15 protein-coding genes are annotated in these 14516 nt (G+C 46.5%); 10 read left to right on the forward strand and 5 right to left on the reverse strand.

Annotated features, from left to right (window positions below):
* The first annotated feature begins 24 nt into the window (after window positions 1–24).
* The 3 genes from ACOCLE_RS10625 (at window position 25) to ACOCLE_RS10635 (ending at window position 3456) form a co-directional block, all read left to right on the forward strand.
* Window positions 25–1050 (forward strand): Rieske 2Fe-2S domain-containing protein, encoded by a 1026-nt coding sequence (locus ACOCLE_RS10625; protein WP_419536678.1) that lies wholly within the window; start codon window positions 25–27, stop codon window positions 1048–1050.
* Between the two features lie 196 nt (window positions 1051–1246).
* Window positions 1247–2041, forward strand: coding sequence for an acetoacetate decarboxylase family protein (locus ACOCLE_RS10630; protein ID WP_419536679.1), 795 nt, complete (start codon window positions 1247–1249; stop codon window positions 2039–2041).
* Between the two features lie 302 nt (window positions 2042–2343).
* Window positions 2344–3456 carry a helix-turn-helix domain-containing protein gene (locus ACOCLE_RS10635; RefSeq protein WP_419536680.1) on the forward strand — a complete coding sequence of 371 codons (1113 nt, stop codon included), beginning with the start codon at window positions 2344–2346 and terminating at the stop codon, window positions 3454–3456.
* A 31-nt stretch (window positions 3457–3487) separates the two neighbouring features.
* Here the strand turns inward: ACOCLE_RS10635 and ACOCLE_RS10640 are convergent, their stop codons facing one another.
* Window positions 3488–4402: a hypothetical protein gene (locus ACOCLE_RS10640; protein WP_419536681.1), complete on the reverse strand. Its 915-nt coding sequence runs from the start codon at window positions 4400–4402 to the stop codon at window positions 3488–3490.
* A 210-nt stretch (window positions 4403–4612) separates the two neighbouring features.
* Window positions 4613–5596, reverse strand: a complete 984-nt coding sequence (locus ACOCLE_RS10645; RefSeq protein ID WP_419536682.1) for an NAD(P)/FAD-dependent oxidoreductase — start codon at window positions 5594–5596, stop codon at window positions 4613–4615.
* A gap of 352 nt (window positions 5597–5948) precedes the next feature.
* Here ACOCLE_RS10645 and ACOCLE_RS10650 point away from each other — a divergent pair, with 352 nt between their 5' ends.
* Together ACOCLE_RS10650 and ACOCLE_RS10655 are read left to right on the forward strand one after the other, a co-directional pair.
* Window positions 5949–6494, forward strand: coding sequence for a hypothetical protein (locus ACOCLE_RS10650; RefSeq protein WP_419536683.1), 546 nt, complete (start codon window positions 5949–5951; stop codon window positions 6492–6494).
* Between the two features lie 48 nt (window positions 6495–6542).
* A complete protein-coding gene (locus tag ACOCLE_RS10655; protein ID WP_419536684.1) occupies window positions 6543–6806 on the forward strand; it encodes a DUF6482 family protein in 264 nt (87 codons plus the stop codon).
* 270 nt (window positions 6807–7076) lie between these two features.
* Here the strand turns inward: ACOCLE_RS10655 and ACOCLE_RS10660 are convergent, their stop codons facing one another.
* The 3 genes from ACOCLE_RS10660 to ACOCLE_RS10670 form a co-directional block, all read right to left on the reverse strand.
* Window positions 7077–7967 (reverse strand): IS982 family transposase, encoded by an 891-nt coding sequence (locus ACOCLE_RS10660; protein ID WP_419533099.1) that lies wholly within the window; start codon window positions 7965–7967, stop codon window positions 7077–7079.
* A 124-nt stretch (window positions 7968–8091) separates the two neighbouring features.
* On the reverse strand, window positions 8092–8445 hold the full coding sequence (locus ACOCLE_RS10665) for a 5-carboxymethyl-2-hydroxymuconate Delta-isomerase (protein WP_419536685.1): 354 nt from the start codon (window positions 8443–8445) through the stop codon (window positions 8092–8094).
* A 35-nt stretch (window positions 8446–8480) separates the two neighbouring features.
* On the reverse strand, window positions 8481–8723 hold the full coding sequence (locus ACOCLE_RS10670) for a DUF5062 family protein (protein ID WP_066015024.1): 243 nt from the start codon (window positions 8721–8723) through the stop codon (window positions 8481–8483).
* A 239-nt stretch (window positions 8724–8962) separates the two neighbouring features.
* Between ACOCLE_RS10670 and ACOCLE_RS10675 the strand changes: the two genes are divergently transcribed.
* The 5 genes from ACOCLE_RS10675 to ACOCLE_RS10695 all read left to right on the forward strand — a co-directional run bounded on the left by ACOCLE_RS10675 (window position 8963) and on the right by ACOCLE_RS10695 (window position 14433).
* Window positions 8963–9895 carry a D-2-hydroxyacid dehydrogenase gene (locus ACOCLE_RS10675; RefSeq protein ID WP_419536686.1) on the forward strand — a complete coding sequence of 311 codons (933 nt, stop codon included), beginning with the start codon at window positions 8963–8965 and terminating at the stop codon, window positions 9893–9895.
* Window positions 9896–10392: 497 nt separating this feature from the next.
* Complete coding sequence (locus ACOCLE_RS10680; protein ID WP_419536687.1) at window positions 10393–11391, forward strand: TerC family protein; 999 nt, start codon at window positions 10393–10395, stop codon at window positions 11389–11391.
* A gap of 192 nt (window positions 11392–11583) precedes the next feature.
* The gene (locus ACOCLE_RS10685) at window positions 11584–12027 is read left to right on the forward strand and encodes a cupin domain-containing protein (protein ID WP_419536688.1); all 444 of its coding nucleotides are present in this window, start codon (window positions 11584–11586) and stop codon (window positions 12025–12027) included.
* Window positions 12028–12112: 85 nt separating this feature from the next.
* Window positions 12113–12973 carry a PA4780 family RIO1-like protein kinase gene (locus ACOCLE_RS10690; RefSeq protein ID WP_419536689.1) on the forward strand — a complete coding sequence of 287 codons (861 nt, stop codon included), beginning with the start codon at window positions 12113–12115 and terminating at the stop codon, window positions 12971–12973.
* A 611-nt stretch (window positions 12974–13584) separates the two neighbouring features.
* Window positions 13585–14433, forward strand: coding sequence for a hypothetical protein (locus tag ACOCLE_RS10695; RefSeq protein WP_419536690.1), 849 nt, complete (start codon window positions 13585–13587; stop codon window positions 14431–14433).
* Window positions 14434–14516 lie beyond the last annotated feature (83 nt).

Below are 14516 nucleotides of genomic sequence, written 5' to 3' on the forward strand. Positions count from 1 at the left end.
AACTGGATTTGGGAGAATCACTCCATGAGCAAGCGTTATAACAAGCCAATTCCTTTTGGCTGGTATGCTGTGGAATACTCGGAAGATCTGAAAGTCGGTGAAGTCAAAGCTGTTAAGTATTTCGGCAAGGAACTGGTTCTGTTCCGTACCGAATCCGGTGAAGCCGCTCTGCTTGATGCCTACTGCCCTCACCTGGGTGCTCACCTGGGTCATGGTGGTATTGTGAAAGGCGAAAGTGTCAGCTGTCCTTTCCATGCCTGGAAGTTTGATGGCACAGGTATGCTGACCGATATCCCCTACGCCAAGCGCATCCCACCCAAAGTTAAAGACAAGCCATGCATCCGCAGCTACCCGGTGGTTGAGCGTAACCAGATGATCTGGGCCTGGTACCATCCGAAAGAAGAAGTGGCACCGATGTGGGAAGTGGATGTTATCCCCGAAGTGGGTGCTGAAGGCTGGACCGAGTTCCGCAAGTTTGACTGGAACATCAAGTCAATCATTCAGGAAACCGGTGAAAATGCTGCCGATATTGCTCACTTTGTGACTGTCCATAACGTTCCCTTCATGCCCGAAAGTGAAGTTGAGATGAAAGGTCACCGTCGCAGCACCATTTTCGATGCTCAAACCCATGCGGTAGAAGAAGATGGCTCTGTAAACCACACCGGTGACAACCTAGAAGCCGCTCGCCTTGAGTCCTACAACGTAGGCCCGGGTCAGACGTATCAAAAGTTCATGCGCCTGTTCGAAGTGGTATTGATGGCAACCGTAACGCCTGTTGATGACCAGAACATCCACCTGCGCTTTAACTTCACTCTGCCGACCGCTCAGTCAGATATGAAGAAAATCTACGCAGACGGTTTTGTTCAGGAACTGGTTCATCAGGTTCAACAGGACGTACCCATCTGGGAAAACAAAGTCTACAAACCAACTCCGATCCTGTGCGATGGTGACGGACCTATCGGTCAGTACCGTAAGTGGTTCAACCAGTTCTACGATGAGCAGGAGCTGGAAGAAGCAAACCGCAAGGATGAGCTGCTCGCAACCGCTTAATCCATGCTGTATACGGGACTGCTGTCACGCTCTAAGAGAGTGAGTCCCGTAATTTTTCTCTGGGTATATCCAGGCCATTGGATCTCAAACCTGGCAACCCTCGCAAAACAGCCATGAGCGGAAAATGTCGCCCATCCTTCATAAAGAAAACGGCTAAGCGGCATTTCATAATAAAAAACAAGAAGAGAGGCAATTCATGAGCCAAACTCCCGCACCGACTATGGGCAGACCCGGCGATATCATCAACTGGCCAATGCTCAAAATCTCCTATGAAACGGATCCAGAATGCATTGCCAAGCTGCTCCCTCCAGGTGTTGAGCCAGGTAAAAACCCAACCGTTAAAATCATTATCTACAACTTCCCGGTTCTGAATGAGCCTGAGTACGGTGTTGTGGTGAATGTTGCTGCAGACGTTGATGGCGTGGAAGGCGAATACACACTGGGTATAGGTATTGACCAGGAAGCAGCGATCGCAGGCAGTAAAGAGCGCTGGGGACAACCCAAGTTCTTTGCAGAAACCAAGTACTACCGGATTTTTGATGAAGTCAAAGCCAGTGTGACTCACCAGGGTTATACCTTCCTAGAGTTCAGCGGCAAAGTAAAAGGTCCTGTTGAAATCACCGAAGATCTGCAGGATTTTGAAGTCAATGAGTGGTGGGTTAAGTATTCCCGTGCTGTTGATATGATGCCTTACAAGTTTGACTTCCCTCCTCATGTTGTCCAGGTCTATAGCCGCTATGGCACGGCTTATATGGAAGAAGTTGAAGGCACTCTGAAGCTGAATGAAAGCCCATGGGATCCGGTTGCCCAGTTGCTGCCAGTGAAGAGCGAGCCAAAAGCATTCCTTTGGACACCGACCTTCAAGGCACGGAACATCTCCCTGAATAAGCCTTTGGACCCCAAAGCATTCTGGCCATTTGCAGACACCATTGGCAGTTCCATGTGGCCCGGTGAAAACGGCGCACCCAGCAAGAAATTATTCAAAAAATAGTTTACTGCATGCTGAATACAGTGATTATTTTATGAATAATAAGGCAGTCATCGTTTACCCGGACGATGACTGCAACATCCAGAACAGGCAAAAGTAATACCCATTCCGCCTTCTAAATATGATATCGAGCATGCTATTTGGACAGATGGACAAGGCGGAATGACGAGTAATAGCCGGGCTACTTGTGCCCTCGGGTATTGCGAGGAATTCCAACGAAGATCCAGCTGATCAAAATGGCTGCGCAGGTCATGTTTAGAAGGTGGAATTGGTATAATACCCTTACAACCGAGAGAATAACGACAATGACGACTGAGTATCTGATACCGGTAAATTACGTCGTTCCGTTGCTCAAGGTAGCAGCGGAAAAGGGCTGTGACGTCCAGAAACTGGCCGTTGAAAACCAGCTTGAGCTGCAAGCCGATGATGATTCACTCACCCTTTCCAGTGATGTCACACCGGATACTTTCCGAAAACTCTATCTGACGGTCTCCCAGTTACTGGAAAGTGAAGTTAACAAATACAGCCATCACGAAATGTCCTCCGGCACTCTGGAAGCCATGTGCTATGCCCTTGTAGAGTGCAATACTCTTCGCGACGCCTTTGATGTTGCCAGTGAGTACCTTTCCGGACGCAGCACTTTTGGTGGCACTCTACCGAAGGAGCTTCCTCTCTACGAATTTTCTGATGATGGTTCCAGCATCCGCATGCTTCACGCCGGTTACCACGGACTGGAAAGTCACGAAATCAACTCCTCACGACAGCTGCGCATGGTCTATAGCCTGGCGCTATGGCATCGCTTCTGCTGCTGGCTTACCGGTCAATACCTTGAAGTACACTTCGTCAGCCTGATGGGCCCCGCTATGCTGAATCTGATGGATTACCGTTTCCATTTTGAGTGCCCAATTCAGTTTAAACAGGCTGAAAATTTTATTCAGATTAATGCCAGCGCCCTTGATGCACCTGTCGTACAAACACCTGAAAGCCTTAAAAAGTTATTGAGCGCCGGTCCGTTTGCCCTGTTTAACATAGAGGCTATTCAAGACAGCCATAGCCTGGCGCCCAAAATGCGTTCATTACTGGGCGGTGAGGAAAACGGTGATATTCCAAAACTCAGTGAAGTTGCTGAGATGATTGATATCCCCGTGAGAACCCTGCGACGACACCTGGTCAAAGAAGGCTCTTCCTATCAGCAGGTAAAAGATGAATATCGTCGCGATATCGCCATTAAATACCTGAGCCAATCTGATATCAGCATCACCTCTGCCGCACTGCTAATGGGCTTTGAAGAGCTAAGTGCGTTTCACCGATCTTTCAAGAAATGGACGGGGATTACACCAGGAGAGTTTCGTAGAAGAAACAATATTGAAGCGGGACGGATTATCAGCAATACAAACCACAGGCGTACTGATGGCTAATTGAGAACGCTCCTAAATACTTTTTATAGCATCACCGCAGATATTTCTGAATTATTTCCCGGGACTTCAGATACTTATCTGATAACTCTGACCAATCAGAAATCTTCGACAGATCTGGCAACCTGTCGATGCACCCTACTTTAAAATGTCGAAGTAACTCAGCTTCACAGGTCGCTCTATAATGTTCCATCACATCAGACCATCCAGAGATATTCGAAAGACCTGGTAATTGTGGAAGATTATTATCGGCTTTTTGTACCGCTCTCCTCAGCGCTCCCCTCAGACCTTCAATTAAAGCAGCTTCACTGATATGCCGATCATCGACGTATATTGTAAGCATAGATGTGTCCGACCGGCTTGTAGTATCAATATAGGGGTAAAAAGCAGCACCTTTTGAAAACTTTTCGAGAGACTCTAATCGCATGGGTGTTTCAGCAAAGTCTCTACGGACAAATAAAATCGGTGTTTTCAATACACCATCTGAGCAATATATCTGACTCCTAAGTTCGAGATCTTTTGACAGAGCCTTATCCAGCAACCCCGAAAGGCGATGTGGGAAATCACTCAAAACATACGGTGAGCTCATGATAAGCACACCTGGGATCTGGCAGGAATGCAACTGATGCCCCTCACCCAATAATTTTTCCATGGTTAGCAAAACAGAGCCATTTACCTTCTCAAGTTGCGAATAACACGCCTTGACCTCCTTTTGAGTTTTACCACTCCAATGAGACCATAACACCATTGATACTTCTTGTTTGTTATTCCCGGTTGAGTGCAAGACTGGAGGTTGAGCGCGAAGCTGTTTCACTGATCTTTGATGCAGAGTCTGGCCTGAGCACTCAGCACTGTTATTGGAAGGCATATACTTTTTAGGATGTATTAAGTGTTCCAGATGAGTCTTAAGGGCTTCCCTGAACATCTGTAACGGATTTTGAATTTTCACAGGACCTTCCTTGATCACTTTCGCTACAAAAGTAGTAACTCACATACTTATCTTAGGTTTTTTGGCATAATTATCCGCTTATTGGTTCGTAAAGCCTAATTGCACAGGACGAACTGGAGCAGGTGTAGTGGTTGTTAAAGCAACGTAGACTCAACGAACCTGTAAAGCGGTTTTTCCCCTATCAGAATCCATTAACATTGCAAAATCTGCTCATCTTAACCTTATAAGATCCTCTATACATCTCTGTGCTGATAACCAGGCTCCCTCAACCCTGCCACCAGCACACCAGGCACCAATGACCGCAAGCCGCTGGTACTCATCCAGAAGATAGGACTTATCAAATGTCACTGGCTTTATATTGGCATATCGCCAGTAATGTCGATATTCAGTACTTTTATCAAGCTCGGTATCCATTATCTTCTGAAGCCACTCCAAACCGGTCTGACCGATATCCACTGGCGTTTCTTTACCCTGTTGTTCAGACCACTCAGGTGAGAAATGCAACATCCAGACATCATCAATATCCGGAGCTTTGATAAAACCAGGTCGACTGGATAACCGGGAAGCCCAGTGGACGGTGCCATCACCAAAGATACCCTGCACACCCTCTGGAATTTCCCCTCGGGTAGCAAGGCCCACTGCCCAACAGGGTTGATGGACGGCCTCAGGCACACCAGTCATCACATCAGAACAGTTTTCCAAAAGGGTACGGCTTTGCTCAGCAGGGCTACTGACAATCAACCAGTCAAAATCCGAAAATACTTCTCCACCGGAAGTGAACAGACGCCAACCTTTCCTGAGTTTTTCCACCGCCGTTACAGCACATTGAAAATTAACCGCAAGCCCATTACTCGAACAATAAACCAGCTGATTCATTAACGGAGAACCGGTGTAACGCACCGTTTCATCCGGTGAAGGTATTAATTTCCCCTGTTCAACACAATGAGGTGAAAAATCCCAGACCTGAACGGCAGAAGCTTGCAGCCACAGCTCTACCTGCTTCTGAAAATCCGGGTCTCTGGCAGTAAAGTACTGAGCACCTATATCAAGCTTACCCCATGCTGTTCGACGATTGGCTAACCGTCCACCTAAACCACGACTCTTCTCAAAAACCGTCACTTCATGCCCCAAATCGATCAAAAGACTTGCGGCCCTTATCCCGGAAAGTCCGGCTCCAATTAGTGCAAACTTCATGGGCATGCCTCGTTATTAGTCATCCGGCCCTCTTCACAAAAAGCTAATCCAATGTTTTTCAATACTATTTTTTATCTGGCAAACAGTTTGCATAAAAAAATTGCAAGACTGAAATCCAGTTTTACGTGGAGACCGTACAAGAAGATGTTATCAGGGTAAGAGATTTGGGGCAGTGCTCAAAAGGGACTTGAGACTGGTGACATTCAGGAAAATGTCATATTAAAGTTTACCCTGATTAACACGATATAAGGACTCCACTCTTTAAGACTGTCAAAGGTTGAGTCTATTAACGCTCCAGAAAACAAAAGCAATAAAGAGTGTTTACGTATTTCACTGCAAAGGAATTGCAACCATGAAAAAGCACCTCTTTTTACTGCCCGGGCTGAAAACTGCCAAAGAACTCTCCGAACAGCTCGAAAGTGCAGGCATTGATCACAATCGCATTCACATCGCTCACGAGGATCACACACGCGCCATGAAATATCATCTAAATGATCTCAACTTTCTGGAAGAGACTGACACCATTCACAGCGGTGAAAGAGGCTTTATGGTTGGTGTCATTCTGGCAACAGTGGTTGGATTCTTTACCTACAACCTTTTGGAAGGTCATCCTGCCGGTGGTATTGGAACCGTCTTCGCCTGTCTGATCGCCCTGGGCTTTCCTACCTGGCTTGGTGGAATGATCGGTGCTTCAAGCGACAACTATCGTCTGCAACCCTATCACGATCACATTCAGCAAGGTGGTGCTGTCGTCATGGTCGACATTAGCAATCCAATTGAACGGGAAAGGATGAACGAAACCGTATCAAATTATCCCACCGCAAGAGCTGCTGGTATAGCCAGTGGACTGGACAACCCTTTTGCAGGACAGCTGATTCCAAGAAAGCATTTAAGTTGAGCCGTCGTTTTCTTCTTCAGGTTCCATTAAAGCCATCGGAGAAACTCAATGACCATTAAAGAACTGAAAAAAACCTTCAAAAAAAACCATCTGCCGGTCCAACTGCTGAGTCAGGAAGGGGATATTTATTTATGTCAGGTGGATGGGAAGCACCTTCTGAGAAACAATGATGCTTCCCCCGCTGTTTTCCACAGCATTGGTGAAGCAAAAGAGACCCTTGGGCATCACATTGCTCCTCACTTACAACTGGTTTTTTCCGGCACTTATGATGAGATGTTTCACCCTGAAGACCAAACTAAACCCAAAGCATGAGTCTACGCGATGTGCGACTTTGTCTGAAACTATCTCAAATTACTAGCCCGGATATTTCATAAACTGCCCCGAATCTCGGGCAGGACTTTGTCGCCCTAAGGGATTTTGTGAGGGAGTGCCGTACCGGGGAGTACGGTCGACCGAGCAAAACTCCCTTAGGGCGGCAAAGGACAAGCGAGAACGGGAGCACGTTTATGAAATATCCGGGCTAGCATGATGGTAAGTCCAAGTTGTATCTTCAAAATCACGCAATTATTTGCTTTCCGTTTTTTAATCTTCGGAAATAAGGTTCTCAAACTGTATTGCAGGACGACCAGCAATTATATTCAGATAAGAACCAATATTATGTGCCAGTAACTTCCGAGCGATACGTGATGTCATATGCCATCTATCTCGACAATGGCACTTTTCTATTTCAAAGCGCTCTGTCAATTGACCTATCACTGTTTCTATTCTCCGTCGTACCCGTAATACCAGCTTTACAAACGACTTCGGACGTTCATCTTGCATGTTTTTTCTCAGTGGCGTCTGAAGATCAATACCTAATTCCTGACAATCAGCTTTAAACTCAGGCCTTATATAGCCCTTATCGCCAAGCAAGAGGCCAGAAATGGTCTCGAGCATGTCATAGGCTGCATCACGCTCATCTACGTTCGCTGCGGTCAGAGTAAAACCCACAGGAATCCCTCGTGCTTCAACCAGCAAATGCCCCTGAAAGCCATAGAACTTCTTGTCCTTGGAAGCGCAGTAACCATAACCAGCCTCAGCTTTAAAGATACGGCTCTGTGGTGCACGGGTTCTGACGACAACATCAATCGGAAAACCATCGATTAAATGGATATCTGCATTATCTGCATGCATCATCTGGACTATACGAATTTGCAGTCGTTGTTTCACATGCCATAAGTTGGCGGCCTGTTTGACAAATGCCGAGCGTGAAGGAATGTCAGGAAACAGGTGTCGCCAGTGTCGGGTAAAATACTTCCAAATCTCAGTGTCCTTATGATGCCCAAGCCATTCACCGACAACTTCCATGGTGATCGCTTCACTATCAGTGAGCTTTGGTGGAAACCCTCGAAGTCGCAGTGGTACAGGAAAAAGCTCTTTTACCAAATCGTCGATCAAGCAGTAGACTGTAGTGATAAACTCTTCAACGGGCATGACTGAAACCTTCTTTGCTTTCTACTGCTTTTAATAGCAGAAAGCAGGATCAGTCATGTCTCCTTATGCAAACCTAAAAGTCGCACATGGCGTTGAGTCTGGAAAGTTTTACCCTTCAGGCTCATCAACCGATAATTGATTTGGCGTAAACCTCACGCTCCATATCAACCACTTCAACCGTGATGGACACATTATCCAAAGGAACTCCCTCTATAGCCTTCAGCAAAATACTGGACAACCGCTGTTTCTGTTGCAAACTGCGCCCGGATAGAATACGAGCCGTCACATGAATAAACCGCATCCCCTGTTCTGCATCCACTGCTACACGAAAATGGTCGTAAGGTAGCGCACGTACCTTGATGGCCGACTCGTCAAACAACCCAGAGCTGACAGCTCCCTGATGCACACTCTCCATCAGGGTCTGTGGGCTGACAACCGCTTCCAATGGGCGGGAATATTCAATAACACAGTGTGGCAAGCAAGAATCTCCATTCAAATGACGTATCGCCCAGATCAGTCCAGCTTCTGTTTTGATGCCCAGATTGCCAGCTTGTGTTTCATGGTAACCTGGGATACCTGATCCTCCGGCAGAGGCTGGATGAGATTATCATGTACCAGGAGGCGATAGATATATTCGATTTTCTCATTGGCAGAATCGGTAGCCTCAAATTCAACAACCCCCCGTTTTTCACCATACTTCATGCCATATTCAATGGCCTTCTTTACCAGTTCTTTTTCATTCTTCAGTTTCTTCATTGGAACCTCATACGGTCCAGTGGTTTATTATACCAATCGAACCTTCTAACTCCCTATTGCGCTGAAGATTTGAGCCTTCATCCTGCGTTGCCGATTGTCGCCTTGTCTTAAGGCTCAAATCTTCTTGCTCATAACGTGAGTTAGAAAGCACGATTGGTATTACCCGTGTATTAACTTTTATAAACCATTTCTGGCAAACTGGCCTGCATGAACAACAACACTTCCGTTACGGTAATAATATGATCAATGGTGTTTTTCTGGATGCCGGCACCCTGGGACCAGACCTGGATCTTTCACCGCTGCATGACCTGCCCATCAACTGGAAACTCCATGACTTTACAACCCCGGAGCAGACCCTTGAGCGCAGCCGCAACGCTCAGGTGGTGATTACCAACAAAGTCATCCTCGATAACGATACTCTTTCCAGGCTATCAGAACTGAAATTGATCTGCATTGCAGCCACCGGGATGAATAACGTGGACCTGAAAACCGCAGAAGCCCGTGGTATCGAAGTGAAAAACGTGGTGGGTTATGCTGGCAGCAGTGTGGCCCAGCTGGTGTTCAATGTTCTGCTGGAACTTACTACCCATGCCAGCCAATACAACCAGAGGGTAAGCACCGGTCAATGGAGTACAAGCCGTTCTTTCTGCCTGTTTGATTTCCCGATGATGGAGCTGACGGGCAAAACCATGGGACTGGTTGGCTATGGCAATCTGGCAAAATCCGTAGAACACCTTGCCAGAGCCTTTGGTATGCATGTTCTGATCGCAGAACAGAAGAATGCCACCCATATTCGTCTGGGAAGAACGCCTTTTGACCAGGTCATCAAAGAATCCGATGCGATCAGCATTCACTGCCCGCTGACGGAAGCAACCCGGGACCTGTTTTCCATGACAGAGCTCCAGCAGATGAAACCCTCTGCCATTCTGATCAATACTGCCAGGGGTGGTATCGTTAATGAAGCAGATCTGGTCACGGCCCTTAATAATGGGGAAATTGCCGGTGCTGCAGTGGATGTCATCACCACAGAACCCCCACCGAAGGATTATCCCCTGATCATGAATAAACCGGACAATCTGATCATCACACCACACATTGCCTGGGCAACACTGGAAGCAAGGACTCGCCTGCTACATCAACTGGTCAGTAACATTACCGACACTCTGCTCTGAATAGCTTACCGGCATGCGCATAACTGCCTGCCAGCACAGGCGGTTATGTTATGAGCAGCTCGACTAACCATTACCCTCACCTGACAAAATAGCTATTGACTATATTCCGGGTATACCTTTAGATAGGCGCATGTTCCCGAAATGAGTTAATAACTAATGGACGTTCTGATTGGCCTGCTTACCCAAAGGCTTATAAAAACAATGTATAAAGATGACGCTTACTACCTGAATAATGATAACCGTCACCCGGATAAACAACGCGAACGACTGCTTAGAAAAAGACATCGCCGACAACAGACACTATTACCCGTGCAGTAACAGTCACTGACTGTTAATTGATTTGCATCGTTGGGGAGTAGTCACCCACCCTACGTGGAACCATTATCGTCAGTACGGAGCAATCCCGGTAATGGTGAGCCTCACACGCTTTGACGAGACCAGCACAATACCCAATGACCAGGGTGCTTCATTGCACACGTTCTGGCAGGAGACATACCGTGCTGAACTCAACGTGGCCAATTATTGGCTTCAATATCTTTGTGCTGGCCATGCTGGCTCTCGACCTTTATCTCCACAGAGATAACAAAGAAGTTTCACTTCGCCATGCCCTTGGCTGGAGTGCCTTCTGGGTTGGCTGTGCAATTATTTTTAATGCGATCATCTACTTCTTCTGGGAAGTCATTAATCCAGCCAGCCTGCTGACCAATCAGGAAGCCGCTCTGGCCTTTACTACCGGATACCTGATTGAAAAGTCCCTGAGTATCGACAACCTGTTTGTCTTTGCCATGATCTTCAGTGCCTTTGCAGTACCAAGGGCTTATCAGCATAAAGTACTGTTCTATGGCGTCGTAGGCGCTTTGATCATGCGCGGCATTATGATTGTTGCCGGTAGTGCCCTGATCGCCAAATACCACTGGTTACTTTATGTGTTTGGGGTTCTGTTGATTCTGAGTGGCGTAAAAATGGCCTTCTTCAAGGCGGATGCAGGCCTCAACAACAATCGACTGATCCAGGCACTCTCTAAGCGTCTTCCCATGACCGATGATTTCCGGGGAGCAGCATTCTGGGTCTATGAACATGGCCGCAGGCTGGCTACACCGCTGTTGCTGGTAGTGATCATCGTGGAATTAACCGACCTGATGTTTGCCATTGATTCCATTCCGGCCATCTTTTCGGTCACTACCGATCCGTTCCTGGTGTACACCGCGAATTTAATGGCATTACTGGGTCTGCGTTCACTGTTCTTTGTACTTGAAAGCCTGATGGAACGTTTCCGTTATCTCCACTACGGGCTGGCCTGTATGCTGGGCTTTGTAGGAGTCAAGATGCTGTTGCTGGATACCGCCTGGGCTATCCCCACACCGGTCTCACTGCTGGTAATTGTCTTTGTGCTGATGACATCCATCATCTGTTCATTGTATCGTCGGCCTGACGCTCCACCGGTCATGGCACTGCCGAATATTATGCAACCCATGCCAGAAAAAACCATTAATTGAAGTATCAGGTAACCGGGAAGTTTATATAAACCTCAAAGGCACAGAGATACAAAGGGAAGGTTTTTCCTCTGTGTCTCTGTGCCTTTGTGGTAAAAAAACGGCTACAAACCAAAAGTTATTAAAAAATATAAATTTGAACCAACTTCTCGTATTGGGCGTCTATGATTAGGTGAACCCGCTAAGGAGGATTCTATGCTCAGATATGCTCTGCCCCTAGTTCTGGCCATTAGCTGCCCTGTCCTCTTCGCCTGCCCTGACCATGAAAAAGAGTACGATGGCAAACTGCAGGTAACCACTCTCAAGGCTCAAGGTGTGACAGATGATGGCAACCTTATGCGTTACCCAAAGACAAAAAAACCGTTGGTCAAGATGCTGAGGATATCGACACCTGCAGGCACTGAAACCGGCTGGCACTATCACCCATATCCAGGTTATGGCTTTGTCATCGTCGGCACCATGGAAGTCACCATGAAAGATGGCCAGAAAAACCGCTATGAAGCCGGTGAAGCCATCTATGAAGTGGTGAATACTGCTCATAATGGCCGCTGCATCAGCAAAACACCCTGTGACCTGATTGTCACTTTTACCGGTGTGGAAAACGAGCCGGTTACCGTCATGCTGCCTGAGAAGAAATAAAGTACAGGCCTGTCATGCGCTATCCCCAACGCTTATTACCAAAAGCGCTATTCCATCACGGGTTCAAATAAGGTAAAAGTTCCTTATGAGAACCCCGAAACGAATCCAACCCCTGGTTGATGAAGGACTGGTGGATGAAGTACTCCGCCAGCTAATGAGTGGTAAAGAAGCCGATGTCTATGTGGTGCGCTGTGGAGATGAAATCCGCTGCGCCAAAGTCTATAAAGAAGCGGCCAAGCGCAGCTTTAAAAAGGCAGTCCAGTATCAGGAAGGCCGTAAAGAGCGTAACAGCCGAAGGCAGCGCGCCATCGAGAAAGGCTCCAAGTATGGCCGTAAGCAGCAGGAAGAGACCTGGCAGAGTGCCGAGGTGGATGCCCTGTTCCGCCTTGCACGATCTGGCGTGAGGGTTCCTCAGCCTTATATCTGCCTGGACGGCGTACTGCTGATGGAACTGGTCACCGACGATGAAGGTCAGGTTGCCCCACGCCTTGGCGAAGTGACCATGTCCGCCGAACAGGCCCGGGAAGATCATGCCACCATGATGCATTATGTGATGCTGATGCTCTGTGCAGGCCTGGTTCATGGTGACCTGTCGGAGTTCAATGTTCTGGTGGATGAGTATGGCCCGGTAATTATCGATCTGCCCCAGGCCGTGGATGCCTCGGCAAATAACCATGCCCGTTCCATGCTCGCCAGGGATATTAACAACATCACGGAATATTATGGCCAGTTTGCACCAGACTTACTGAACAGCCAGTATGCCAAGGAGATGTGGGCACTCTATGAAGATGGAGAGCTGACACCGGAAACCGAACTTACCGGCCTGTTTGCAGAGGTGGAACAGGCTGCGAATGTTGATTCTGTACTGGCAGAAATTAAAGCGGTTCTGGCCGAAGAGCAGAAAAGGCAGGAGCGATTGAGAGAGTCTGATAACCCTGATGCCTGATAGGGAGTAAAGAAGATTAAAAGCCCGGTGTTCCGGGCTTTATTATGATTGATTCTCTGAACTTATAAGCTCATTCAGCCAAACAAATTGGCGTTCAGTTATCCACGCACTGATTAATGCTCTGGTATCATTTCCAACACAACAAAAACCATTTTTTAGTTAAAGTTGAACTTAACTAAAATCAATTTAATTTCTTAATTATATACACATACAATTTAATTATATATGATAGCGAATAATAAAAAACGACAAAAGATAATTCAAATTACCCCACCTACTTACTAAGAGTAAACATAAGAAATTCCAAGTTCATCTTCTATTCTCAAAACAATCAATTACCAAAAAACCAAATACTGCATACCAGCATTTTGTAAAAAGCAACAAAATTTATTCACCTCTGGACGACTAAGCAATTGACTGCAATACTCAGTTGATACACGAGGGTACAGGGTGTTAAGGCAGAATGCCGATTCTTTCTATCAATAGAATCAGGAGGTCACTTTACAGAAATTAGCAACCCAGAAAAACATCGAATTCGGCCACTGTCGTATCAGAAATGGATTTTTAAACTTAATTCACTTATGCACATGAGGGTTTCTATGGACTGCAATATGTCGACTTTAACTGCATGCTTTTCAATTACAAGTGATGCTAATAATGAAAGATATGAAAATATTGAACAGCGTACAGGTGAAAGGTTAGCCGATCAAAAAACTAAGCAAGATGCCATTGAGACTGTTCCAGGAACAAAAACAGAGGGATTGACGCCAACTCCTGAAAACCACTCATTAACCGTTGATAAGTCTTGCTGCACGGATCTAAGAACAAAATGCCACTCTGTCACAGCATGTGACGTTGTTAGGTATATCAGTATGACGGTAATAACTGCACCAGCTTTAATAGGTCCAGCACTTCTAAAGGAAGTAGCAGACTTGGATGTTGATGTACCTGGAACCACTTCCGGTCTATTAAGTGGCGCCCTAATTATTGACTTACTCATAGCCTTGAAAGTTGATAAATGGCTGGTTCAACGCTTTACACAAAGAGCGGCAAACAATGAATCAAAGGTTGAAGATCAGGCGACATTACAGCAGCAATCACTTCCTGAAGAAATACCATTGCTCGAACGCGCTAAAAGGGAAATTGCCAGGGTACAGCAATTGAATGAAGAGTTGCCCATATTACTGCATAACACTCAATCAAGTGCTCCAGCCTCTATAGATAACTCCTCTGAAACTTCGAATGCTCATGAAACACGGCCTATAAAATCAGTCCGATTTGAAGCCTCACTTACCGATAATTTTTCCACTGCGACCAATGACAGTGACGACCAATCAACAGACAATAAAACCGCACCACTGGCATTATCTGAAAGCTTGAGCGACCTTATAGTCGGTTCAGAAGGTGATGGAGAACCTCCTGAAAATGAGGAAGTTGCATTGGAAACCACTACAGACTGAACCGTATTGTGGTCTGCGCATTGAATAAAATGGAGTAGTTCAGACTTAATCTGACATTTTCTTCTCATCAAAAGAAAAGGGTT

Source organism: Endozoicomonas sp., assembly GCF_965196975.1.
Lineage (GTDB): Bacteria > Pseudomonadota > Gammaproteobacteria > Pseudomonadales > Endozoicomonadaceae > Endozoicomonas.